This window comes from Streptococcus sp. 29892 (assembly GCF_032594935.1).
Classification (GTDB): domain Bacteria; phylum Bacillota; class Bacilli; order Lactobacillales; family Streptococcaceae; genus Streptococcus; species Streptococcus hyiners.
The window spans coordinates 1043026-1068400 of record NZ_CP118734.1 but is presented as its reverse complement, the minus strand read 5'-3'; the positions used below and the strand labels follow the sequence as shown (position 1 = coordinate 1068400).

The following is a 25375-nucleotide window of genomic DNA, read 5'->3' as shown; positions in this document are numbered from 1 at the left end:
CTTTGTATCTTAATAGAACTGCACACGCCCTACAAGCTAACTAGAAGTGTGTTCTTTCCAAATTTTTAGAAAGGAACTGAATTCGGGCTACGAACTGTGCAAAAATGATAGTTTTTCCTAGGACGCTTTCGTCCTTCGTCAAAACTCCTATTTTTGCTTTGTTCGTTTAACGCCCTTAATATCTTAATTTTATGAACATCTACGATCAATTACAGGCGGTGGAGGACCGCTATGAGGAACTTGGTGAATTGTTGTCTGACCCTGATGTGGTCAGCGATACCAAGCGTTTTATGGAGTTGTCCAAAGAAGAAGCGGCAACTCGTGATACAGTAACAGCCTACCGTGAATATAAGAATGTACTTCAAAACATTGTCGATGCAGAAGAAATGATCAAAGAATCTTCTGGCGATTCTGACTTGGAGGAAATGGCTAAGGAAGAACTAAAACAAGCAAAAGCTGACAAAGAAGCATATGAAGAAAAGTTGAAAATCCTTCTCTTGCCCAAAGACCCTAACGATGACAAAAACATCATCTTGGAAATCCGTGGTGCTGCAGGTGGTGACGAGGCTGCCCTCTTTGCTGGTGACCTTTTGACCATGTACCAAAAATATGCAGAAGGTCAAGGCTGGCGTTTTGAAGTCATGGAGGCTTCATATAACGGTGTTGGTGGTATCAAGGAAGTGGTTGCCATGGTATCTGGCCAATCCGTTTATTCAAAACTCAAGTATGAGTCAGGAGCTCACCGTGTCCAACGTGTCCCTGTAACAGAAAGCCAAGGTCGTGTCCACACCTCAACAGCAACTGTCCTCATCATGCCAGAAGTAGAAGAAGTAGAATACGACATTGATCCAAAAGACCTCCGTGTTGATATCTACCACGCATCTGGTGCTGGTGGACAGAACGTCAACAAGGTTGCGACTGCCGTGCGTATCGTTCACTTGCCAACCAACATCAAGGTGGAAATGCAGGAAGAACGGACCCAGCAGAAAAACCGTGAAAAAGCTATGAAGATTATCCGTGCCCGTGTAGCTGATCACTTTGCACAGATTGCCCAAGATGAGCAGGATGCAGAGCGTAAATCAACTATCGGTACTGGTGACCGTTCAGAGCGTATCCGTACTTACAACTTCCCACAAAACCGTGTGACAGACCACCGTATCGGCTTGACCTTGCAGAAGCTCGATACCATCTTGTCAGGTAAGATGGACGAAGTTGTCGATGCCCTTGTACTCTACGACCAAACACAAAAACTGGAAGAGCTTAATAAATAATGAATTACGCTCAATTATTTGCAGCATACGAAGAAGAATTAGTAGCAATAGGTGAAGAGGCAGAGTCCCTGTCCTTCACCTTTCGAGGCTTAAAAGGACTGAATTTTACGGAATTTCTCCTCTTGCTCCGCCAGGACGTTAGTCCAGATGACCAAGAGCTACTAAACCATATTTTTCAGCAACTCTCCCAGCACCGACCTGCCCAGTACATTATCGGCAAGGCTGATTTTCACGACTTGAAGTTTGCGGTGGACGAGCGGGTTTTAATTCCAAGACCAGAAACGGAAGAATTGGTCGATTTGATTTTGCAGGAAAATAGCAGAGCAGGTTTGCGTATCTTAGATATCGGTACAGGAAGCGGTGCTATTGCAATTTCCCTTGCAAAAGCTAGACCTGATTGGGAAGTGGTAGCAGTAGATATTTCAGAAGATGCCTTGGCAGTGGCTCAGGAAAATGCAAGAAGCAATCAGGTTTCTGTTCAATTCATACAGTCGGATGTCTTGCAAGCTGTGACAGGTCAATTTGATATCATTGTTTCCAATCCACCTTATATCTCACCAGACGACAAGGACGAAGTTGGAGCCAATGTTTTAACATCGGAACCACATTTAGCCCTGTTCGCAGAAGAAGATGGGCTGGCCATCTATCGACAAATTGCGGAACAGGCAGGGGCATTTTTGAAGGAAAATGGAAAACTCTACTTTGAAATTGGCTACAAGCAAGGGCAGGCCTTAACAGACTTACTGGTCCTGCATTTTCCCGAAAAGCGTGTTCGCGTTATAAAAGACCAATTCGGTCAGGATAGAAAGGTTGTAGTGGATGACAATGGATAAACTCCGAACAATCCTCGAAAGTGGTGGGGCTGTTGTTTTGCCGACTGAAACTGTCTATGGTCTCTTTGCCCAGGCCTTGAATGAAGATGCGGTCAATCGTGTTTATCAGTTGAAACAACGTCCTAGGGACAAGGCCATGAACTTAAATGTTTCAAATCTGAACGATATCTATTTTTTCAGTCAAAATCCACCCTTTTTTCTGGAAAAATTGTATAATAGTTTTATGCCAGGACCGCTAACGATTATCCTAAAAGCGAACAAGAACGTTCCTTTTTGGGTTAATTCAGGTCTGGATACAGTTGGATTTCGTCTGCCAAATCACGAAAAAACGCTACGTTTGATTACCGAAACAGGACCTCTAATCGGACCGTCAGCCAATGTTTCTGGTCAAGAAAGTGGAAAAGAGTTTACCAAACTTCTATCACAATTCTCTGAAAAATTGGAAGGAGTGGCTGATGACAATGCCTTAACGGGCATTGATTCTACTATCTTGGACCTTTCTGGACCAAAAGCACGAATTTTACGCCAGGGAGCGATTAGTCGTGAAACTATCATGAAAGAAGTACCTGAGATAGAATTTGAATAGTTGATTTAGTCGCATTATACTGAAACTGCAAGTAAGCATAGTGTTTTTACGAGCATTTGGGATATAAATCTAACAAACTGCATTATTGTTTTTTCAAGCACTTATAAAGGAGTACCGTAAATGATTTTTGACAAAGTAGATTTCAAAGAATTCGACAAAGAAGTTTGGGAGGCTATCAAAGCAGAAGAAGCACGCCAGCAAAACAATATTGAATTGATTGCCTCTGAAAACGTAGTGACTAAAGCCGTTATGGCTGCCCAAGGTTCTATTTTAACCAACAAGTATGCCGAAGGCTATCCAGGTCGTCGTTACTATGGTGGTACAGAGTGCGTTGACGTCATCGAAAGTCTTGCTATTGAACGTGCTAAAGAAATATTTGGTGCTCAGTATGCTAATGTTCAACCACACTCAGGTAGCCAAGCCAACTGCGCGGCTTACATGGCCTTGATTGAGCCAGGTGACACTGTCATGGGTATGGACCTGTCAGCCGGTGGTCACTTAACCCACGGTGCTGCAGTAAGCTTCTCAGGACAAACCTATAACTTTGTGGCTTACAACGTTGACGAAGAAACTGGTTTGCTTGACTATGATGCTATTTTAGAGCAGGCAAAAGAAGTGCAGCCTAAACTGATTGTAGCAGGTGCTTCAGCCTATGCTCGTACCATTGATTTCGCAAAATTCCGTGAAATCGCAGATGCAGTTGGTGCTAAATTGATGGTGGATATGGCCCATATCGCTGGTCTTGTAGCAGCTGGCCTCCATCCAAACCCAGTTCCTCATGCTCATATCACAACGACTACAACCCACAAAACCCTCCGTGGACCTCGTGGTGGTTTGATTTTGACCAATGATGAAGCTCTTATCAAGAAAATCAATTCTGCCATCTTCCCTGGTATCCAAGGTGGTCCACTTGAGCATGTTATCGCCGCAAAAGCTGTTTCCTTCAAAGAAGTCTTAGACCCAGCCTTTAAAGATTACGCTCAAAAGATTATTGATAACAGCAAGGCAATGGCAGAAGTCTTCCTTGCCAACCCTAATTTCAAAGTTATTACAGGCGGCACAGACAACCATCTCTTCTTAGTTGATGTGACCAAAGTCGTTGAAAACGGAAAGGTTGCTCAACATCTCCTAGATGAAGTAAATATCACCCTAAATAAAAACTCAATCCCTTACGAAAAACTCTCGCCATTTAAGACCAGCGGTATCCGTATCGGTGCTGCAGCTATCACAGCCCGTGGTTTTGGAGTGGAAGAAGCGCGTAAGGTTGCTCAATTGACTATCAAAGCACTTGAAAATGCTGAAAACGAAGCAGTTCTTGAAGAAGTCCGTCAAGAAGTCCGTGCTTTGACAGAACAATTCCCACTTTACGAAGGTTTATAATGGATATATTTGTAAAAAAAGCTATTATACATCAATTTAGTCCTGATGACACAGAGCTGGTCCTTGCCGACCAGCTTTTGACTGTCAGTCCTAAAATTGAAGAATACCTGCGCAAGAAAATCGAGCGTGTGTTTTCTGATGAAGCCAAAACTGGACAGTTTGAGCCAGATAGTCCTTTTCTTGATTACTTAAAAGAGGATTTACTGACCAATTCTGTCAAGATTGCTGGCCTTTGGAAAGAAGAATTTTCCATTTCAGAAAATCTCAAGACCAATGATTTAATCTTCATCGAATTCGAACGAAATGGTGTGGAGCATTTCGCCTTTCTAAGAATTACCCTGCGTGAAAACCTGGCCCACGTTGGTTCAGAAAGTGATAGCCCGCTAAAAATCACTCAAAACAATCTACCAGGAGCAGGTTCTACACCAGATGAAGCCTTAATCATCAATCTACAGACACGCAAGTATTATTTGATTGAAAAGAGAATTAAGCATAATGGAGCCTTTCTTCATTACTTTTCAGATAATCTCTTGCAGGTCACGCCAGCCATTTCTGCCAAGAAATCCATCAAAGCAGTTGAACAGACCGCACAAAAGATTGCGGACAATTTTCACCAAGGAGATTTCCAATTTCAGTCCAAGGTCAAGTCTGCTATTTTTAACCATTTAGAAGAAGATAATGAACTTTCTCCTGAAAAATTGGCAGACCAGCTTTTTGATAACAATTTGACTGCTCGTTTGAATTTTGTTGATCAATTAAAAGAAGTCATTCCAGATAAGATTTCCTTCGATGAGATTGACAACAGTCGTCAACTGAAAAAGTTTGAAAATCAAAAATTATCTCTTTCAAATGGCATTGAGTTGATTGTTCCTAATGCCGTCTATCAAGACGCTGAATCTGTAGAGTTTATCCAAAATGATAATGGAACTTATTCCATTCTAATCAAAAATATCGAAGACATAAAGAGCAAATAAATGAAAAAACTAATAAGAGCGATTAGCCTTATCGCCCTTGTTTTTCTACTAGTAAAAACCTTCCAGACCTATCAGGATGTCAAGCAAGTTATGACCTATCAGGCTATGGTTCAAGAAGTTCTAGCAGAGAACGATACCAGGGCCAATGAAGAACTTGTCTTGGCAATGATTTACACAGAAACCAAGGGGAGAGAAGCAGATGTTATGCAGTCCAGTGAATCTGCAACAGGCTATACAAATACCATTACAGATAGTAAGGAAAGTATCCGCCAAGGAATAGTCTATTTATCAGAAAATTTACGCTTAGCAGAGGAAAAAGGAGTTGAGGTCTGGACTGCTGTCCAAGCCTACAATTTCGGACCTGCTTATATTGATTTTGTGGCTGAAAACGGCGGCGAGCATACCCTAGCTCTAGCCGAAGAATATTCAAAAACAGTAGTAGCTCCTAGTCTTGGAAATACAAGTGGAGAAACCTATACCTATTATCATCCAATTGCCCTCCTCCACGGTGGCAAACTCTATGTAAATGGTGGAAATATTTACTACGCCAGACAGGTTCGCTTTAATATGCACCTGATGCGTTTGATGAACATCTTTTAACAATCGAGAAAATTTCTTGGTTGTTTTTATTTTCCTGCTAAAAAATGATATAATGATTATATAGACAGAATGAGGAATGATCGATATGAGAAATTGTATGGTTACTGGCGCAACCAGTGGCATTGGGAAAGCCATCGCCTACGCTTTCGCTAAGAATGGTGACAATGTCATCATTACTGGACGCAGAAAAGATAAATTAAATGAAATAAAATGTGATCTTGAGAATAATTATGATGTTCAGGTTTACATCTATTCATTTGATGTGACAAATAGTGAGCAAGTTATTGATTCTTGCCAACAGATACTGCAAGAAGTGGGACAAGTTCATATCTTGGTGAACAATGCAGGTCTGGCTTTAGGCTTGGATAAGTTTCAAGACTATGACTTAACCGATATGATGACCATGATCGATACCAATATAAAGGGCTTGTTAACTGTTACACGTCAGATATTGCCCCAGATGGTTGCACACAACGAAGGGCATATCATCAATATTGGCTCTACTGCTGGGATTTATGCCTATGCTGGCGCAGCGGTCTATGCTGCTACAAAATCAGCGGTTAAGGTCCTGTCTGATGGTATTAGGATTGATACAATCGATAAAAATATCAAGGTTACAACCCTGCAACCTGGTATTGTTGAAACTGACTTTAGTCAGGTTCGTTTCCATGGTGACAAGGGAAGGGCAGCAGGAGTCTATCAAGGGATTGATGCCCTACAAGCTGAAGATATTGCCAATTGTACCTTATTTGTAGCCAATCAGCCTCAGCACGTTCAGATTTCAGATATGACCATTATGGCTACTAAGCAGGCCACTGGCTTCACCATTCATAGAGAATAGGAGAACAATATGAAAAAGAACTACCCATTAATTTTAGTAAGCATTCTGACACTGACTACTCTTTTTGCCTGTAGTCCAAATAAAAATCAAGTAAGTTCTAGTTCAGCGACAAGTTCGACTACTACTAGTAGTGAAAATAGCACTTCAAGTTCTTTTAGTAGTGATAACACAACCTCTACTTCAGTAGAGATGGATGCAATATTATCTATGGATATTGATTCTTTAATGCAAGGAAACTATGATAGCATTATTGGAACCTGGCAAAATAGCAGTGGAGAAACTCTCGTCTTTAATATAAAAGGATTGGTTGATGAAAGCCAAAATTTGTTGGGACGAGGAAAAATTACGGATGGTATTTTTGAAACGGGCTACATTGATAATAATATCGGTGAAGTGAGTTTGATGATGTTGCCTAAAGATACCTTACTTAGCCAATCACTTTACTCAGCTGGAAGTGATCCGACGGATACAACACGAGATCGCATTTTGACAAAGGTTGGAGCAGCAGAACTGGATGTAGATGCCTTTTACCGTGTCAGCAATACGTCTAGCGAGGGTATAGATCCTCTCAAGAATACAGAAACTGGTATTCAACTAGAAAGCGGTCCAAAGACCATCGAATATGCTAATTCTATTCTTGGCGAGAATAATTGGCGAGTAATAGAAGGGAATTATACACGGACGGAAACCATTCCATATAATGTCTTAGAAGGCAATGACAACACTCACTATTCTGTCTATCAAAATGGTGTGATTGTCAATGCTAATTATCAGATTGTCTATCAACCCTAGGGATAGGTACACATCTTGGAATCATAAGGCTGGGCCCATTAGGCTCAGCTTTATTTTATGCGCAATTTGGCTGCTTGCTTTTGTTTTTCGATGATACGGAGGAAGGCGGCGAATTCTGTGTCTAACCGTTTTTGGTAGCTTTTGTTTTGTATGATGAGATTATCCAAGAAAATGGGGAAGGAGCCTTTCTTATAAAGTTCCCCCTGGAAAAAGTAGCGTTCAGACAGCTTATCTACCGAAACTATTGAGGAACGCCATCGACTTTTTCTGGAATGAGATGGTTTCCAGGATATTTTTAACTGTTTCTCGTAAAAATACCAGCCCATGATATAGATTTTTGTTTCTCGATTTCTTTTATTGTCCTTGTAGTAACAAGGTACAGCATAGACATTTCCTCTATTTGTCTGTAAAAATGGATGAAAATCTCTAATTTTTTCGTATTCTTTACGGGGTACCAGATTTAATTGACTGGTCTTGTCAATTTTCTTCTCATCAATGGTATAGGAATAGCGATAGGGGTCATAAATCGTTGAACGTTCACGTAGTCGATACTGCTCTGCTATTTCCTTAAAAACAGATAGGTGTCCGTAATGTTCAACTAAGTTAGCAAGGGCAATCCCCCTCTGATTGCTATTTTTCTCTATGGTAAGGATTTGGCAAGTAGGCCAGGTGCTGACAGGAACAGCCCCCAAACCAACCAAAAGATTGTCTTTATGAAAATGACTAGCAAAACGTGCCTCGTGAGTGTGACCAACTTCACTATTCAAATCAACAAATACAGCTTGACCATTCTGTTCAAAAACAACTATATAATTTTCAGGACCTTCCCAATTTTCACTAATAGGCAGGTTATAAAAATGATGAAAATGGGGTAATGCCAGTAATTTTCCAAGTGTCATAGTTTTCATATGATTAGTATAGCAAAAAATATATTTCAAATCCAGACAAAAGTTTAATTTGTTAAACAGTTATATAGAAGATATCCCCTGTTTGAAGAACAATAGGGGATGACTTGTATATTATTCCTGTTTTTTATTAAGTTGCCTTGGCTCAAAACCTTCGAAGATTTGGAAGTCAAAGAGGGTTTTATTATTTTCATCTTTTGAGGATTTTTGACTGTATAACAAATCAAGGGAATGCCGAAAACAAACTTCATTAGTCGCCGACTAAGATTATTTTGGTAAAGATGGTCATAGGCGACAAAGTCTGGTCTAGCTATTACCATTGGACAGCAAATGCCGTACGAATGTATAATAAATGCCTTTTTCTATGTATATATAGTTTCAAATAATATTGTTTGAAGCAAGTGGAAATCGGAAGGTTTTTGTTACAAGAAACCCGTAGAAATCTGCTTTTCTACGGGTTGTAGTTATTCTTTCAACTATAGCGTCGGGTAAATTAGTCTTGATGGACTGGCTGATAGAGCCTATCCCCAGGCTTGCGACACTTCCTTATTTATAGGCGCCGGGTAAAACAGCCTATCCCCAGGCTTCGACGCTCTTTTATTTTTAGGCGACGGGTAAAACAGTCTATCCCCAGACTGTTTTACTCCCACTCAACTGTTGCTGGTGGTTTGCTTGTGATATCATAGACGATGCGGTTGACGTGGTCTACTTCGTTTACGATGCGGACAGAGATTTTCTGAAGGACTTCCCATGGGAGTTTGGCAAAGTCAGCAGTCATTCCGTCAACAGAAGTGATAGCACGGATGGCGATAGTGTAGTCGTAGGTACGACCATCACCCATGACACCTACAGAGCGAACGCCAGTATTGACAGTGAAATATTGCCACACATCGCGGTCAAGACCTGCTTTTGCAATTTCCTCACGCAAGATAGCGTCAGATTCACGAACAGTCTGGAGTTTTTCTTCGGTAATTTCACCCATGACACGAATGGCAAGACCTGGTCCTGGGAACGGCTGACGCCACACGACTTCGTCAGGCATACCGAGAGCAGTACCAAGAGCACGTACCTCATCTTTGAAGAGAGTATTAAGTGGTTCAATCAACTTAAACTGCATATCTTCAGGAAGACCACCAACGTTGTGGTGAGATTTGATTGTCTCAGCCGTATCGGTACCAGACTCGATGATATCAGTATAAAGAGTACCTTGCGCCAAGAACTCAACATCCGTCAGCTTGCTTGCTTCGTCGTCAAAGACGTAAACAAATTCATTACCGATGATTTTACGTTTCTTTTCAGGGTCAGATACGCCAGCAAGTAGGTCTAAGAAACGCTTAGCAGCATCAACGCGAATAATATTCAGACCGAACTTGCCGCCTAACATCTCCATTACCTGATCGCCTTCGTTTTTGCGAAGAAGACCGTGGTCAACGAAGATACAGGTCAATTGATCACCGATAGCGCGTTGAAGAAGGACGCCGACAACAGATGAGTCAACACCGCCTGAAAGACCAAGAAGAACTTTCTTGTCACCAACTGTTTGACGGATTTTTTCGATCTCAGTTTCAATGAAGTTTTCCATGGTCCAGTCGCCTTTGGCTCCACAGATACCAAACGCAAAGTTTTTCAAAATATCATTACCATAAACCGAATGACGAACTTCTGGGTGGAACTGGATACCGTAGATACGGCGTTCAGTGTTTTCAATAGCAGCAAAAGGACAGTCAGCAGATAGACCAACCAAGTTGAAACCTTCAGGGATTTCCGTTACGGCATCACCGTGGCTCATCAGAACCAATTGCTCTTCAGGTGTGTTATCAAACAAGGCTGATTCAACTTTCAATTGCAAGTTTGATTGACCATATTCACGGTTTCCAGCCTCGCCAGCAGGTAGTACCTTACCACCCAATTTATGCGTGATCAACTGCATACCGTAGCAAATTCCCAAGACAGGAATTCCTAATTCAAAGATTTTTGGATCAATATCAAAGGCATTTTCAGCGTAAACAGAGTTTGGACCACCAGAGAGAACAATACCAATCGGATTGATGGCACGGACTTCTTCAGCAGTAATCTTGTGATTTTTCAATTCAGAAAAGACACCAAACTCACGAATGCGGCGTGAGATGAGCTGATTGTACTGGCTACCATAATCCAATACAATAATTTTTTGGACATCTTGTTTTGTCATGTTTTTCCCTTTCGTTTTGAAAATAATTCAAATACTGTTACTTATTTTATCATAAAAACGAACATTTTCCAAACTATATTTGTTAAATATCTGTTTTGCAAACTATGGTGGATTTTAGAAAAAACAGCGTTCGTTTTTTTCTGTTTTTTACTGATTTTGTTATAGGGAAATTCAGATGATTGTTTGTCTAGCAAGTTTTTGCAGATAAAAATCGGTCTAGATTGGTCAAATTTCGGATATTTTGATAAACTAGGAGTAAGAAAGGCTAATCAGATGAAAGCAGCATATATTACCATTCATGATAAATTAAAAGAACAGATTGACAAGGGAGTTTGGGCAGTTGGACAACGCTTACCCAGTGAGCGCGATTTGGCTGACGAGTTTGGCGTTTCACGGATGACCTTGCGCCAGGGCATTACCCTACTGGTCGAAGAAGGAGTTCTTCAACGTAAGGTGGGGTCTGGAACCTATGTAGCCAGCACACGGGTCCAAGAAAAGATGCGTGGAACAACCTCTTTTACTGAATTGGTACAACTCCAAGGGAAAATGCCGAGCAGTCAGTTGTTGTCTTATACTCGTACCAAACCAAATGAGAAAGAAGTTGAGCAACTTGCTTTAGGCAAGGGAGAATACGTTATTCGGATGGAGCGGGTTCGCTATGCTGATAATGTCCCTGTGGTCTATGAGGTAGCCAGCATTCCCGAACGCTTGATTAAGAACGTTCCCAAGGAAGATGTGACTAACCATTTCTTCAAAACCCTTATTGATAATGGCTATCGGATCGGAACAAGTAAACAAACCATTTTTGCCCGACTGGCTAATGAAAAGGTTGCCAAATATTTAGAGATTTCGAAAAATCAAGCTATTCTAGCTTTAAGACAGGTTTCTTATCTGGAAGACGGTCAAGCCTTTGAGTATGTCAATAGCCAGTATGTTGGTGAACGATTCGAGTTTTATCTGGAGAATAATTAGTATATGTTTTCCTATTTTTGCAACATAACATAAATTATGTAAACAACATCTGTTTTCTAGGTACGGAAGCAGATGTTTCTATTTATTTAAGACGGAATTTTTGATATAATAAAGCTTATGGAAATTGAAAAAACCAACCGAATGAACGCCTTGTTTGAATTCTATGCAGCCTTGCTGACAGATAAGCAAATGAACTACATTGAGCTATATTATGCAGATGATTATAGCTTGGCTGAGATTGCTGAGGAATTTCAAGTTAGCCGTCAGGCGGTCTATGATAACATTAAACGAACAGAAAAATTACTGGAAGATTATGAGATGAAACTACATATGTATTCTGACTATGTAGTGCGTAGTCAGATTTTCGATGAAATACTCACTAAGTATCCAGAAGATGCTTATTTGAAGGAGAAAATCGCCATTTTAACCAGTATTGATAATAGAGAGTAAGAGGAGAAGTATATGGCTTTTGAAAGCTTAACAGAACGTTTGCAGAGTGTTTTTAAAAACCTACGTCGTAAGGGGAAAATTTCTGAGAGTGATATCCAAGAAGCCACCAAGGAAATCCGTCTGGCCTTACTAGAAGCCGACGTTGCCTTGCCAGTTGTAAAAGATTTCATCAAAAAAGTACGTGAACGTGCTATCGGTCATGAAGTCATTGAAACCCTGAACCCCGCTCAACAAATTATCAAAATCGTTGATGAAGAATTGACGGCTGTATTGGGGTCTGAAACGTCTGACATTATCAAGTCACCAAAAATTCCAACTATCATTATGATGGCTGGTTTGCAGGGGGCTGGTAAAACGACTTTCACAGGTAAGCTGGCCAACAAACTCAAGCAGGAAGAGAATGCTCGTCCTCTCTTGATTGCGGCCGATATTTATCGTCCAGCTGCCATTGACCAGTTGAAAACCCTTGGTCAACAAATTGATGTACCTGTATTCGAGTTGGGTAATCAAGTCCCTGCCCTGGAGATTGTACGCCAAGGTTTAGAACAAGCCAAAGCCAACCACAATGACTATGTCTTGATTGATACGGCCGGTCGTTTACAAATTGACCAAGCCCTTATGGCTGAATTAAGAGAAATCAAAGACTTTGCCCAACCAAATGAAATTCTCTTGGTTGTCGATGCCATGATTGGTCAGGAAGCTGCCAACGTTGCGCGTGAGTTCAATGATCAACTGGCTATTACTGGTGTGATTTTGACCAAGATTGACGGCGATACACGTGGTGGTGCTGCTTTGTCTGTCCGCCACATCACTGGTCAGCCAATCAAATTCACCGGTACTGGTGAAAAAATCACAGATATTGAAACCTTCCACCCAGACCGTATGTCTTCTCGTATCTTAGGTATGGGTGACATGCTGACCTTGATTGAGAAGGCGAGCAAGGAATATGATGAGAAGAAATCATTAGAACTCGCTGAAAAAATGCGTGAGAATACCTTTGATTTCAACGATTTCATCGATCAGCTGGACCAAGTTCAAAATATGGGACCTATGGAAGACCTGCTGAAGATGATTCCAGGTATGGCTGGTAACCCAGCCCTTGCCAACTTGAAAGTTGACGAGCGAGAAATTGCACGAAAACGAGCTATTGTATCTTCTATGACACCTGCCGAACGGGAAAATCCTGACTTGTTAACACCTAGCCGTCGTCGTCGTATTGCTAACGGTTCAGGAAATAGCTTTGTAGAAGTTAATAAATTTATCAAAGATTTCAACCAAGCCAAAACAATGATGCAAGGCGTCATGTCTGGTGATATGGGCAAGATGATGAAGCAAATGGGTATTAACCCAAATAATCTTCCTAAAAATATGCCAAATATGAATGGTATGGATATGTCTGCTCTTGAAGACATGATGGGCGGTGCAGGAATGCCTGATATGAGCCAACTGATGGGGGGAGCTGGCATGCCAGACATGTCCCAAATGTTTGGAGGCGGTCTGAAAGGTAAAATTGGTGAGTTTGCTATGAAACAAGCCATGAAACGCCAAGCCAATAAAATCAAGAAAGCCAAAAAGAAGAGAAAATAATCTCTTCTTTTTACTTTTTTGTTCAAAGTGGTTATGTTGTAGCAATAGAAAATAGGAGTAGGATGGCAGAAAGAGCGCTATTTCGCATTCATAATTTCCGTTATAAAGGAAAGTTTTAAAAAAGTCCCTCATGCTAGACATTTTCCGTGATGTCCGTTACAATAGAAAAATAACGATAATCAAAGGACAAGTCATGAATTATATCGCAATAATAGGAAATATTATCCATTCAAAACAAGTTTCCCAGCGTTCAAACACTATAGAAGTTCTAAAGCAACAGCTGAATAGTATCAATTATTCTTTTTCCCAGAACTTGGCATCGCCATTTACCCTTACAAAGGGAGATGAGTTTCAAGCCTTATGTAAGCCTAACCCTCATATTTTTTTGATGATTGACCAAATTCAACTGGCTTTTCGTGATCAGCTAGAAATTAAATTTGGTATTGGCTTGGGGAAAATTTTAACAGCCATCGACCCCAAACAAAGCATTGGAGTGGACGGACCTGCTTATTGGGAAGCGCAAAAAGCGATAAAGGTCATTCAAGATAAGGATGATTATGGTAGTAGCCTAGTTGCTTTTTCTTCTGAATACAAGCAAATCGACCGTGTTATCAATCCTTTACTTACTTCAAGTGATTTTATCAAAGCTACTTGGAATAGTTCACAAACAGACTTGTTTGAAGTCTTAATCAGCAATAAAATCTATCAGGAAGAATTTAAGCAAAAGCCAATTGCCGAGAAGATGAAACTGAGCCAAAGTGCCTTTACCAAACGCTTGAAGTCCAGTGGAATAAAACTTTATTTCCGAAATCGAAAAACAGCTATGGATTTAATTCTGCAGCTCAGTCAAAGAAGTTAATGTTGTTTACATAATTTATATTGTGTAAATTGTTTTTAGAATTCTAATCGCAATATAATTTCATCTTCATCATATTCGCCCGTTTCAACAAAGCCAAGCAATTGGTACAAGGCTTTGGCTGGGGTGTTTTGGGATAAAATGCAGAGCTGAACAGCTGGAAATTTTCTTTCTGAGCGGAATTTTTCCAGTAACTGTGTCATAGCCTGACGACCCAAACCTTGTCGCTGGTAGTTGGCATCAATGAAGAATTCAGAGATGAGATAGGCTTGTCGTTCAGGAAAATCATGGTATAAAACTAGACCAACAGGACAATCTTGCTGGTAAATCAAATAAGCCTGGCTATCAAACATCCGATAAGCAAAGGCACGTGCCAAGGTTGTTACCTTATCGGCGACAAACTCAGCTTGGTCAGGCGAAACTGATAACGGAATTCGCCAATTATCAGGGTTAACAGGAACAAAATCTAGCATAAAACATCCTTTCGTATTTGTTTGTATTATAGCATATGTGGGTTTGGTGAACTATACTTACGTACATCTTTCCGAAAAACTATAATTTTCTTGAAACTTATATAAGATTATGCTATACTACTCATATAACGAAAATCAGGAGAAAATGATGAGACGCGAATTATTATTAGAAAAAATTGAACAGCTAAAAGAAATCATGCCTTGGTATGTCTTGGAATATTACCAATCAAAGTTGGCTGTGCCTTACAGTTTCACAACCTTATATGAATACTTGAAAGAATACCGTCGTTTTTTTGAATGGTTGCAGGATTCGGATTTGGTATCTGTGGAACGGATTGCTGACATTTCTCTTGATGTTCTGGAACATTTGACAAAAAAAGATATGGAGGCCTTTATTCTTTATCTGCGGGAGCGTCCCTTGCTGAATGCCAATACCACACAGAATGGTGTGTCGCAGACCACCATTAACCGTACCCTATCGGCACTTTCTAGTCTCTTCAAGTATTTAACCGAAGAAGTGGAAAATGATCAGGGTGAGCCCTACTTCTACCGCAATGTCATGAAGAAGGTATCCACCAAGAAGAAGAAGGAAACCTTGGCGGCTCGGGCGGAGAACATCAAGCAGAAGCTCTTTTTGGGCGATGAAACCATGGAGTTTTTGGACTATGTGGACAAGGAATACCAGGTCAATCTCTCCAAACGTGCCCTCTCCTCCTTCCAAAAAAACAAGGAACGCGACTTGGCGATTTTGGCGCTTCTCTTGGCATCTGGCGTTCGTCTGTCTGAGGCGGTCAATCTGGACCTCCGTGATGTCAACCTCAAGATGATGATCATCGAGGTGACCCGTAAAGGTGGCAAGCGGGACTCGGTCAATGTGGCAGGATTTGCTAAGCCTTACTTAGAAGCCTACATGAGCATCCGTCAGCAACGCTACAAGGCTGAGAAAACGGATACGGCCTTCTTCCTGTCTGAGTACCGTGGTCTGCCTAACCGCATCGACGCTTCTTCCATTGAGAAAATGGTTGCTAAGTATTCTGCGGACTTCAAGATACGTGTCACACCCCACAAACTCCGTCACACATTGGCAACTCGTCTCTACGACGCCACCAAGTCGCAAGTTCTGGTCAGTCACCAGCTGGGTCATGCCAATACCCAGGTCACCGATCTCTACACCCATATCGTTAACGATGAGCAAAAAAATGCTCTGGATAAATTATAAATTTACGTAATATTAATTATGCAAAACAACACGAGTAAGCTCAAACTTACTCGTGTTTTCAATTATAGCAATTCTTTCAACTTTTCCTGATTGACAGCTGGGTACTGGTCCAAAAAGGCTGAGAGGGTTCGTAAAACAGCTGGAATATGGCCTGTCTGGTCGTTTTCCACCTGCAAGACCAAGAGGGGTTCATGTAGGCTCATACGGAGCAAGAGCCAGCCATCACCATAAGGAGCAGTCAGGTCAAACCGCACTCCTTCTTCGTTTTCTGGGTTAAAAGCAAAGCCTTCGAGGCTGGTTTGGCGGAGGTCAGCAATCACCTGTTCACCAAGTGCTCGATAATCTGCCGCTTCTAGTTTGAACCGTACTTCTTGGGTTTCCAGCGGTTGTTTAAGCTGGGCAATCAAGTCGTCCAAGGACTTGCCTTCCGCTTGCAGTTTTGGTAAGAGCATGAGAATCTTAGCCGCCACATAGGTCCCGTCATCGAGGAAGTAATTTTCCTTAAAGGCAGCATGTCCAGAGGTTTCGATAGCCAACTGGCAATCAACTCCCTCTTGGTTTGCTGAAATAGCACGGTTAATGACATTACGGTAGCCTGAAATATAGCGAATTTGTTTGCCACCCAAGCTTTCGATAAAGACTTTCAGGTGTTCAGAGGTTGGAGAGTTGGTCACAATACTGGTTCCTGGATGTTCTGCCAGGGTAATCTGGCTGAGAACGGCAATCAGGTTGTTACGATTGAGAATTTGACCTGACTTGGTAACCAGGGCGGCACGGTCAACGTCGGTATCAAAGATAATACCAAGATCTGCACCTTGCTTCAAGACAGCCTGACGAATGCTTTCCATCGCTTCCTTGTTATCTGGGTTTGGAACGTGATTTGGGAAAGTGCCGTCGGGGTCTAGGAATTGTGAGCCTGTAGTGTCTGCTCCTAGCTCTGCCAAAACTTTCTCAGCAAAGAAGCCTCCTGCACCATTTCCAGCATCAACGATTATATTAAGACCTATCAGTGGTTTTTCTTGTCCACCACAGGCGGTACGAATTTTACCAACCAAGTCTTGGGCATAAGGCGTAATCAAGTCTGCTTGGGTCACACTTCCAAGGGAAGAAGCTGGCAAGTCTTCACTATGCGAGAGGATGAAGTCAATATCTTCATGTTCTGCTCCGCCATTTTCCGAAAAAATCTTAATGCCGTTGAAGTAATAAGGCAGGTGGCTGGCGGTAATCATGACACCAGCGTGGCACTTGAACTGCGGGTACTGGGTGCTCATGAAGAGGGCTGGCGTAGTGGCCATGCCGAAGTCGAACAACTGAACGCCCAAACGCACCGCTTCTTCTGTGAAGGCGGCAACCAAGTCTGGACCGCTGAGACGACTATCTCGACCAATACCAATCTTGAGTTGTCCTTCCTGATAGGCCTGCGCCAGTTCTGGCTTCTGAGTTAGCCAATGAATAAGTCCGCGAACCACTTCCTTGGTGGCCTGTGGAGTGAGATTGACAGCATATTCGTCTGTAGCGATGGCAATTCCACGAATATCCGATCCGTTTTGCAAAACATGATGATGTGACATAGTAACCTCCTGATTTATCTAGTAGCTTCAGTATATCACAAAATCAAAGCGCTTTCAAAAGGAAAAAGTACAGCTTCTACTGTACTTTGGTGATGGTTACAGTGGTGCCGACGTCTACTCGGCTTTCCACTTTAATGCTTAAATCTAATTGACTTAAAACACGCTTTGTCAAATAAAGCCCAAAACCTGTCGCTTTTTGGTGTTCACGCCCATTAAAACCTGTAAATCCTTCATCAAACAGGCGAGGAATGTCTTCTGCCAAAATGCCAATTCCCGTATCGGAAATGGAAATCCCCTCATTCAATTCAATGGCCACCTTTCCACCAGTCTTATTGTACTTGAGGGCGTTGTCGATAATCTGTGATAGGGCAAAACTAAGCCACTTTCTGTCGGTTTTCAGTAGCCAATTTCCATTGATGGTCACTGAAATGTCTTTTTGCAAGAACTGATTACGGTATTTTTTGACCAAATCGACCACTACTTCTCTCACTTCCACCTGCTCAAAGCGAAAATCGCTGGCATGGTTGGTCAGTTTGAGGTAGTTGAGGAGATTTGCCATATAATTATCCAAGCGCAAGAGCTGGTGATCGACTTCTTTCTGATTGAGATTGTCAGTCTGGCTCATCAAAGACAGGGCAGCCAGCGGCACTTTCATCTGGTGGGACCACATTTTTACCATAGCTTGCAGGTCTTCTTCTCGTGACTTATAGACCAAAAGCTGCTCTCGTGTCGCCTCCTTCTCTGCCTCAATCAAGTTGAGATAGGCCAAGTCCACAGGCTTATTAAGCAGGGGCAGAGCTTCTTCATGGACATAGTCTTCCAAGGCTCTCATGCGGTTGCGAAACTTCCAGAAAAACCCTACAGTCAGTAGGATTAAAAGGGTTAGGGACAATAGCAGAGCGTTTTGCAGGAATTCGGTGGGCAGTTGATAGAGAAAGAAAAGCAAGATAAAACTAGTAGCCAGAACAATGTAGGAGAAGTAAAAACTCCTGTATTCACGGATAAATTTTGCTATCATTTGACCAAGTACCCCACGCCACGAACCGTATGAATTCGTTCAAACCCGACTTCGCTCACCTTCTTACGCAGTCTGGTCATGTTTACATTGAGCGTGTTCTGGTCGATAAATTCTTCATTTTCCCAGAGTTTTTCCAAGAGTTCATCCTTGCTGACAATCTGCCCCTGTCTTTCTAGTAAGGCAGACAAAATCTTGGTTTCTGTTGGAGACAATTGAACCTGTTCCGATTCATTTGAAAATCGCCCATCCAAACTAAGCTGGAATTGGTCGATAGACAAATCGGTTGATTTGCTGAATTGATTAACCCGACGCAGAAAGGCACCGATTTTGGCATCCAAAATCCCTAGTGAAAATGGCTTGGACACAAAATCATCACCACCCATGTTCATAGCCATGACTGCATTCATCTCATCATCGCTAGAGGAGATAAAGATAATGGGCATGGTCATGGTTTTACGGATTTCTGTCGTCCAGTAAAAGCCGTTGTAATAAGGCAGGCTAATATCCATCAGCACTAAGTCTGGTTTGAGTTCTGCAACCTCCTGACTGACAGCTCGGAAATTCTGCACACTTTCCACCTGATATGATTTTCCCAGATGCTGCTTCAAGAGCTGGACAATCATCTCATCGTCTTCAACAATATAAATCTTCTCTTTTTTCATCTTCTTCATTCTGCAAAAGCCAGGACACAGGTCTTGGCTTTCTATTTATATATTTCTTTCCGATGCCCGACTTCAAGGGCCGTTACAATCAATTTGTCATCTTCAATACTGACGATAACCCTGTAGTTGCCGATACGATAGCGCCATTGGCCAGAACGATTGGCAGTCAAAGCTTTTCCGTATTGTCTGGGGTTGTCACACCCGTCAATATGCTTATAAAGATAGCGCAAAATCAAACTTGCAGCGGTTTTATCCATCTTTCGAATTTGCTTTTGGGCCTTAGCAGACAAAATAACCTTATAACTCAATGCCCAACTCCTCAGCCATTTGTTCTAGTGTTATCGGCTCAATTCCATTCGCCAAGTCAGCTTGGTATTCTGCCCAAGCAATATCAGCCACACGCGCATCGTACTCGTCTTCAAGGGCTTCAAGTGTTTTAGTCCGAATGAGTTCTGACAAACTCACACCTTCAAATTTTGCCATAGCCTGCATAAAGAGCTTGTCTTGCTCAGAAACTTTTAATGTAATAGCTGCCATTTTCTCACCTCTTCTGGTATTCCTTTGGTATTACTATTGTAACACCATTTCCTAAAAAAATCAAGAAATCCCGCATAAGCGAGACTTCTGCTATCGTTCAATAATACGGTAATAAGTCCGACTGGTCCACTTGTAGATGACAAAGTAGATCAAGGCGACTGCCAACAATGTAATTCCACTAACCGTGTAAATCATGCTGGAAGAAACCACACCGAACATCATCAACATTTGTTTGAGCATGACTAGGGCGACGACAAAGTGCAGGGTTGCCATAGCCAGTGGCATAAAGAAGACCAAAAGCGTTTGAGAGTTGATAGTTTTCTTGACAGCCTGCTGGCTCATCCCCACTTCCTGTAAAATCTTGTAGGATTTCTTGTCCTCATGCCCCTCCGAATACTGCTTGTAGTAGATAATCAGGGCAGCACCCAGCAAGAAACTAATGCCCAACAAAAAGCCTGTAAAGAGGAAACCACCTGTGAAACCCATGATCATATTATTGAAGTCTGTTTTCTGCATGGCATTTCCTAGGTATTCTCCATTTTCATCCAGAATATGATACATATCGCCTGCCTGCTCTCCAAGAGAGAGCACTTCTTCATTGGTCAGGTCGGTAAAGATACGGTAGTCCAGACTAACCTGATAGCCTTGAGGATTATTTGATTCATAATAGCTACGAATAGTTTGTAGAACACTATCATCGCTAACCACCATGACGGCAGCATTGAGCGTATTAGTAATATCAGGGAAAATAGCTGTATCAAGATTTACTACATTCTCGAAAGTACTATCTCCCAAAGTGACTTTCTCTAGCGATGGCATTTCACTTGGACGGATAAAGGCTACTTGATTGACAGCCAGCTCTGGCAAGTCATTGCCCAACTTCCTGAAGTCATCTTGAGTGATGAAGTAAGTATAAGCCATTTTGCTAAAGTCTGGATTGGCAATGGTTTCCGGACTAATGACAATCTCACTACCACCATCATAGACTAGACCAGCTTGATAGGTCAGATAAGATAAGCTGTCATTTGCTTTTTCTGGAAAATGGCTGAGCACCGATTGCTGGAAGGCCATTTCACCCTGACTTCTATTCGCAACGTGATAGGTAATGGATGTTTCCTTTGGATAAAGTCCACTGGTCATATTGGTCATGCCTGTATAGAGAGAAGTAGTTGTCGCAATGGTAACAAAGGCCATGACCGCAAGCAGTGTAATATTGGCCAAACCTGTTGCATGTTGCTTCATCCGAAAAATCATCTGCGATGTGGTAATGAAATGCTCTGGCGTGTAAAAATAGCGTTTGTTTTTCCGCCGAGCCTTCAAATACCAAGTCATAAAGCTGATGTAGAACAGATATGTCCCCGCAATGACAAAGAGAACAGCGATAAAGAAACGATAGATGACAGCAACTCCTGCAGATTGAGAAGAAAGTGACAGGTAGTAGCCAACGCCTAGGCTAAGGACACCAAGAGCAGCCAAGAGAAGATTCCCACGTGGCTCCTTCTCCCCTTTTTCACTAGCTCGGAACAAAATCAGCGGACTGGTCTTACCAATGGTCCGAATGGCTAGCAATTCCAAGAGAAAGAAGATACCAGCAAAGAGAAAGGCGGTCATGACAAAGGCCAGAGGGTCTATTCCAAAATGCAAATCGCTATAATGTGTTAGATTGACAAAAATCAAGTAGAGAACATTTGCGAACACACCAGCTAAGACAGAACCAAGAACTACAACCAGAAAGAATATCATCATCAATTCGAGGCTAGCTATCAAGGCTACCTTTTTCTTGTTCATCCCCAGCATGTTATAGAGACCAAATTCCCTCGCCCGTTGTTTCATAAGGAAATTAAAACTATAAATCTCCATAATGACCGAGAAAATGGTCAGAACAACAACACCAAGACCGATAGAAACGGCACCAGAGCCCATGGTCTTTATAACTGGACTGAGCATGAGTAAGAACATGGAACAAATCAGAGTAAATAGCACAAGACTGGCTAAAACGAAGGGAGCAAACACACCCATGGATTTTCGGATATTTTGCCCAGCAAGTTTGAGGTAAAACATCTACTCACCCCCTAAAAGTGCAGACATATTGAGCGAAATCTCCTTGGCAAAGTCTTGATTGCTCTTGTCTGCCTTGTACAGTTGATGGAAAATGCGACCATCTTTGATAAACAAGACACGTTTGGCGTGGCTGGCTGCGTTGGCCGAGTGGGTCACCATGAGAATGGTTTGACCGTCACGGTTAATTTCTTCAAACAAATTCAGCAAGTCTTCTGAATTGCGGTAATCTAGGGCAGCTGTCGGTTCGTCCGCTAGAACAATCTGTGGCTGGGTAATCAAACTACGAGCAATGGCCACGCGCTGCTTTTGTCCACCAGAAAGTTCAAAGGGACGTTTTTTCAGCAAATCTTGAATCCGCAGTTTTGGCGCCAAAACTTTCAACCGTTTTTCCATTTCCTCATAGCTAGTACGTGCCAATACCAGAGGTAAAAAGATATTGTCTTGGATGGACAGGGTATCCAAGAGATTAAAATCTTGGAAAACAAAACCTAGGTTACGCAAACGGAAATCTGCCAGCTTGCTTTCCTTGATTTTGGTGATGTCTTGATTATTTAAGATAACAGAGCCACGCGTTGGCTTGTCCAAGGTCGCCAAAATGTTGAGCAAAGTCGTCTTACCTGAACCACTTTCACCCATAATCGCGATAAATTCCCCCTTATCGACTTTGAAGTCCACATCTTGCAAGGCACGAGTTTCCTCTTTTGAAAAGCGCGTGCGGTAAACTTTTTCTAAATGATTGATTTCTAATAACATAGTTACTCCTACTTTTCTTTTTTTATTCATCTGCTTGATCAAGCACTTCTTGATAATTGATACGATCTGACTCAGCAATATTGTCTTCTAAGTCCACTTTATAATAACCATCTTGGACACCAATGGCCCAATCCTTGCTAGTGGTTACATAGAGATTATTCAAGGATACCGTCGTTTTCACTGCCCCTTCCTCTTTAACAACAGGCCAATCCATAAACTTGACTTCTACCTCTTGAATACTATCTTCGGTAACTTCCTGTTTGCTAACGGCATAATCTTTTCCCTTGTAATGGAAAGTTTGATAGCCCTCATCAAAGCTAAGACCTGCTGAAGAGGAAGAACAAGCAGTTAGCATTATACTGCCCAAAGCCAGCAAGCCAAATACTTTCTTTTTCATAGTTTCCTCCCTCTAGTATGCCATAAATCGCATACTTTGCAAATCATGGGCAAGCTCTTCCAAGAATGCAGCTTGTTCCATGAGTTCAATCTTCTCTTTTTCAGAGAATACCTTTTCTTCTATTCTCTTTGCTTGTAAAAATTTGAATGACATATGATTTCCTTCTTTCGTTTACTTATGAGTTTATTATAGAAAATATTACTACCTCGCTCCCTTACAGTTCTGACATGTAAACTTACAAGATTGTAAGTTTAGAGAAAATAGGCGAAAGTTGCTAGTAGCCACAAATGAAGCGGATAAAAAATGTAAAAGAAATAGCGTGAAAATGCTGTGCGAGGCCCTGCTTGTCCATTATAAAGACTCAGAATTGGCAGGACTAAAATAAATAACCAGTCTGCATTGAAGAGCATCATCTGAATGGTCATTTCAATAGTCTCATAAGGATGATAGGATGATAAAAGCAAAAGCAAAGCTAACAATACATAGGCAATATTTCTTTTGAATGGCATCTTACGACCTAAGTAAGTAATGAGAATAAATGGTAAGACAACTGCCCTCCTTCTGTGAATGCTGCCCCGACTATCAAGCACAAACCAGCTAGGACAACTTGAATCACTTGTCGAGTTCTACTATTATTTTTAAACTCCTTCAAACAAATAAGCATGGTTAGTCCAACGGCCAATGTTAGAAAGATATTATTAGTGATGTAAATATCTTTTGATTGGTAAAGACTGTTTATCATAACATTTCCAGTGGCCATCAGTCCTGCTGCACCATACAGTCGTAGAAGATAGGCTTTGACATTTCTCGTATGAAGAAACCCCTCCACTAACATGTAAGCAAAGAAGACTGCAACACATCGAGTGACCATGTGAAAGACCATGCTAAGTTGGTCTGGGATAAAATCTGGTATGATTTTCAGATGATCCAAAACCATTAAGCCAGCCATAGCGAGTTTCAGTTGATAAGCATTGTAAGATTTCAAGATAACCTCCTTCTAGTACATCCAGTTGCGGTGCAACAATTCATGTTTCAGCTCAAATAAAAATTGGGCTTCTTTTTCTTGCTCTTCTGGCTGTTTGCTTGCTTGTGATTTATCAAACACTTGCTTGGCTTGTAAAAATTTGAATGACATATGATTTCCTTCTTTCGTTTTCTTATGAGTCTATTATAGAAAATATTACTACCTCGCTACCTTACAGTTCTGAACTGAAAACTTACAGCTTTGTAAGGAAAGAAAAAAAGACACCATTTTAGGCATCTTTCAATTCATTCTATTTTGTTAAACCAATATAGGCAATCATGTCATCCAACACTTCCTTGCTCTCTGTCACAAGGAGGTAGGCATCATTTCCTTGCAATTCCGCAAAGGCGTCTGGCATGCGTTTAACTGTCTTAATCTTATCAGCAAATTCCTGATGAATGTCATCTGCTGAGTGAACATAGTCTGTTGTATCACGACGAGTTGCCACCAAGCAATATTGAGGGGTGTATGTCCGCTCCTCAACTCCTCCACCTGTTGCGATATTAGCATAGTCACGGAAGAGATCAATGGAATGGGCATAGTTGTAGGCTTCAACTGTGAAACCACCTGCCATACGATTATTGTACTCGATAGCGATATAGTCATCACCTTCCTTGAAAAATTCAATATGGAAGAAACGCTCCCTCATACCAAAGGCCTTGATAATTGCCCTGCCATATTCAACTAACTTAGGATCTAGTTCTTTCTCAATAAAGTAGGCGTTGTCCTTCTTGGTTTGTATCAATTCAAACGGTGTATGAACGTAGGTCAAACCTGTTTCAAAAACAACATTGCCTTCATGATCGACCAATCCGTCATATGTTGTGATGATGCTTGAATTAACAAATTTTTCTAAGAAATAGACGGTGCTTCTATCCCAAGTGTCAACAAATCGATCAAAATCTTCCTTATTTTCGATTTTGAAAGTCCCAGATGCACCGACACCATTGTCTGGCTTAGCAATCATTGGGAAACCAACATTCTTCAAAGCTCTACCAAAGTCGCGTTCCGTTTTAACCACCACACCTGGAACGACAGGAACTCCTGCTTTTTTGAAATATTTTTTCATTTCCGACTTAAATTTAGTCTTTTTCAGGTGTTTGGGTTTGGCTCCGAAGATGTTAAATTGTTCTCGGAGGGCTGCATCATTTTCCAACCAATGCTCATTGTGGGATTCTACACGGTCAATTGGACCATGTTTATAAATCAAGAAAGCCGCTGCACGCTTGACTTCATCGATATTTTCCAAATCTTCCACACGGAAATATTCTGTCAAAGCATTGCGGAGTTCTTCTGGTAATTGTTCATAGGGTTCTTGTCCAATACCTAGAACGGTAACACCTTCTTTTTTAGCCAATTCAATGGTGAAGGGTTGGAAATTTTCTGGATAAAAAGGGGAAATAACGAGATAATTCATAGGCA

General features: G+C 41.5%; 27 protein-coding genes and 1 pseudogene. 13 read left to right on the top strand and 15 right to left on the bottom strand.

Going from position 1 to position 25375, the window contains the following annotated elements:
• Positions 1–191 precede the first annotated feature (191 nt).
• The 8 genes from prfA (at position 192) to PW220_RS05340 (ending at position 7277) form a co-directional block, all read left to right on the top strand.
• The gene (gene prfA, locus PW220_RS05375) at positions 192–1271 is read left to right on the top strand and encodes a peptide chain release factor 1 (protein WP_248054146.1); all 1080 of its coding nucleotides are present in this window, start codon (positions 192–194) and stop codon (positions 1269–1271) included.
• Complete coding sequence (prmC, locus tag PW220_RS05370; RefSeq protein WP_248054148.1) at positions 1271–2104, top strand: peptide chain release factor N(5)-glutamine methyltransferase; 834 nt, start codon at positions 1271–1273, stop codon at positions 2102–2104. The genes prfA and prmC overlap by 1 nt, the downstream gene beginning before the upstream one ends.
• Positions 2091–2690 carry an L-threonylcarbamoyladenylate synthase gene (locus PW220_RS05365; protein WP_248054149.1) on the top strand — a complete coding sequence of 200 codons (600 nt, stop codon included), beginning with the start codon at positions 2091–2093 and terminating at the stop codon, positions 2688–2690. The genes prmC and PW220_RS05365 overlap by 14 nt, the downstream gene beginning before the upstream one ends.
• Positions 2691–2810: 120 nt before the next feature.
• The gene (gene glyA / locus PW220_RS05360) at positions 2811–4070 is read left to right on the top strand and encodes a serine hydroxymethyltransferase (protein ID WP_248054150.1); all 1260 of its coding nucleotides are present in this window, start codon (positions 2811–2813) and stop codon (positions 4068–4070) included.
• Positions 4070–5044 (top strand): nucleoid-associated protein, encoded by a 975-nt coding sequence (locus tag PW220_RS05355; protein WP_248054152.1) that lies wholly within the window; start codon positions 4070–4072, stop codon positions 5042–5044. Before glyA ends, PW220_RS05355 begins: the two co-directional genes overlap by 1 nt.
• Positions 5045–5644 (top strand): lysozyme family protein, encoded by a 600-nt coding sequence (locus PW220_RS05350; protein ID WP_105124587.1) that lies wholly within the window; start codon positions 5045–5047, stop codon positions 5642–5644.
• Between the two features lie 85 nt (positions 5645–5729).
• Positions 5730–6485, top strand: a complete 756-nt coding sequence (locus tag PW220_RS05345) for an SDR family NAD(P)-dependent oxidoreductase (RefSeq protein ID WP_398582922.1) — start codon at positions 5730–5732, stop codon at positions 6483–6485.
• A gap of 9 nt (positions 6486–6494) precedes the next feature.
• Positions 6495–7277 (top strand): DUF6287 domain-containing protein, encoded by a 783-nt coding sequence (locus PW220_RS05340; protein ID WP_105117038.1) that lies wholly within the window; start codon positions 6495–6497, stop codon positions 7275–7277.
• A gap of 50 nt (positions 7278–7327) precedes the next feature.
• Here the strand turns inward: PW220_RS05340 and PW220_RS05335 are convergent, their stop codons facing one another.
• Both PW220_RS05335 and guaA read right to left on the bottom strand, forming a co-directional pair.
• Positions 7328–8185, bottom strand: coding sequence for a hypothetical protein (locus PW220_RS05335; protein WP_248054157.1), 858 nt, complete (start codon positions 8183–8185; stop codon positions 7328–7330).
• A 637-nt stretch (positions 8186–8822) separates the two neighbouring features.
• Positions 8823–10373 carry a glutamine-hydrolyzing GMP synthase gene (gene guaA, locus PW220_RS05330; RefSeq protein ID WP_248054159.1) on the bottom strand — a complete coding sequence of 517 codons (1551 nt, stop codon included), beginning with the start codon at positions 10371–10373 and terminating at the stop codon, positions 8823–8825.
• A 273-nt stretch (positions 10374–10646) separates the two neighbouring features.
• Between guaA and PW220_RS05325 the strand changes: the two genes are divergently transcribed.
• From PW220_RS05325 to PW220_RS05310, 4 genes are all read left to right on the top strand, one after another.
• A complete protein-coding gene (locus PW220_RS05325) occupies positions 10647–11345 on the top strand; it encodes a GntR family transcriptional regulator (protein ID WP_105114737.1) in 699 nt (232 codons plus the stop codon).
• Between the two features lie 117 nt (positions 11346–11462).
• Entirely contained in the window at positions 11463–11795 is a 333-nt protein-coding gene (locus tag PW220_RS05320; protein ID WP_024378637.1) for a putative DNA-binding protein, read from the top strand.
• 12 nt (positions 11796–11807) lie between these two features.
• Complete coding sequence (gene ffh, locus PW220_RS05315) at positions 11808–13382, top strand: signal recognition particle protein (protein ID WP_248054161.1); 1575 nt, start codon at positions 11808–11810, stop codon at positions 13380–13382.
• Positions 13383–13575: 193 nt separating this feature from the next.
• Complete coding sequence (locus tag PW220_RS05310) at positions 13576–14241, top strand: SatD family protein (protein ID WP_248054169.1); 666 nt, start codon at positions 13576–13578, stop codon at positions 14239–14241.
• A 35-nt stretch (positions 14242–14276) separates the two neighbouring features.
• Here the strand turns inward: PW220_RS05310 and PW220_RS05305 are convergent, their stop codons facing one another.
• Positions 14277–14711 (bottom strand): GNAT family N-acetyltransferase, encoded by a 435-nt coding sequence (locus PW220_RS05305; RefSeq protein ID WP_248054171.1) that lies wholly within the window; start codon positions 14709–14711, stop codon positions 14277–14279.
• 148 nt (positions 14712–14859) lie between these two features.
• Here PW220_RS05305 and xerS point away from each other — a divergent pair, with 148 nt between their 5' ends.
• Positions 14860–15930: a tyrosine recombinase XerS gene (gene xerS, locus PW220_RS05300; protein WP_248054177.1), complete on the top strand. Its 1071-nt coding sequence runs from the start codon at positions 14860–14862 to the stop codon at positions 15928–15930.
• Positions 15931–15992: 62 nt separating this feature from the next.
• Here xerS and PW220_RS05295 read toward each other — a convergent pair whose 3' ends face one another.
• From PW220_RS05295 to PW220_RS05240, 12 genes and pseudogenes are all read right to left on the bottom strand, one after another.
• A complete protein-coding gene (locus PW220_RS05295) occupies positions 15993–17501 on the bottom strand; it encodes a phosphohexomutase domain-containing protein (protein WP_248054180.1) in 1509 nt (502 codons plus the stop codon).
• Between the two features lie 76 nt (positions 17502–17577).
• Positions 17578–18519 carry a sensor histidine kinase gene (locus tag PW220_RS05290; protein WP_248054182.1) on the bottom strand — a complete coding sequence of 314 codons (942 nt, stop codon included), beginning with the start codon at positions 18517–18519 and terminating at the stop codon, positions 17578–17580.
• A complete protein-coding gene (locus PW220_RS05285) occupies positions 18516–19181 on the bottom strand; it encodes a DNA-binding response regulator (protein ID WP_079396423.1) in 666 nt (221 codons plus the stop codon). Before PW220_RS05285 ends, PW220_RS05290 begins: the two co-directional genes overlap by 4 nt.
• A gap of 41 nt (positions 19182–19222) precedes the next feature.
• Positions 19223–19438 carry a type II toxin-antitoxin system RelE family toxin gene (locus PW220_RS05280; RefSeq protein WP_371314982.1) on the bottom strand — a complete coding sequence of 72 codons (216 nt, stop codon included), beginning with the start codon at positions 19436–19438 and terminating at the stop codon, positions 19223–19225.
• A 40-nt stretch (positions 19439–19478) separates the two neighbouring features.
• A complete protein-coding gene (gene relB / locus PW220_RS05275; protein WP_024376606.1) occupies positions 19479–19718 on the bottom strand; it encodes a type II toxin-antitoxin system RelB family antitoxin in 240 nt (79 codons plus the stop codon).
• Positions 19719–19808: 90 nt separating this feature from the next.
• Entirely contained in the window at positions 19809–21779 is a 1971-nt protein-coding gene (locus PW220_RS05270) for an FtsX-like permease family protein (protein ID WP_248054184.1), read from the bottom strand.
• Entirely contained in the window at positions 21780–22532 is a 753-nt protein-coding gene (locus PW220_RS05265; protein WP_248054186.1) for an ABC transporter ATP-binding protein, read from the bottom strand.
• A 22-nt stretch (positions 22533–22554) separates the two neighbouring features.
• Positions 22555–22929, bottom strand: coding sequence for a NisI/SpaI family lantibiotic immunity lipoprotein (locus PW220_RS05260; RefSeq protein WP_105107149.1), 375 nt, complete (start codon positions 22927–22929; stop codon positions 22555–22557).
• A gap of 12 nt (positions 22930–22941) precedes the next feature.
• The gene (locus PW220_RS05255) at positions 22942–23082 is read right to left on the bottom strand and encodes a hypothetical protein (RefSeq protein ID WP_044688597.1); all 141 of its coding nucleotides are present in this window, start codon (positions 23080–23082) and stop codon (positions 22942–22944) included.
• Between the two features lie 98 nt (positions 23083–23180).
• Positions 23181–23878, bottom strand: a pseudogene (locus tag PW220_RS05250) (TraX family protein).
• A 48-nt stretch (positions 23879–23926) separates the two neighbouring features.
• On the bottom strand, positions 23927–24064 hold the full coding sequence (locus PW220_RS05245) for a hypothetical protein (RefSeq protein WP_172084979.1): 138 nt from the start codon (positions 24062–24064) through the stop codon (positions 23927–23929).
• Positions 24065–24203: 139 nt separating this feature from the next.
• Positions 24204–25370, bottom strand: a complete 1167-nt coding sequence (locus PW220_RS05240; protein WP_248054188.1) for an ATP-grasp domain-containing protein — start codon at positions 25368–25370, stop codon at positions 24204–24206.
• Positions 25371–25375 lie beyond the last annotated feature (5 nt).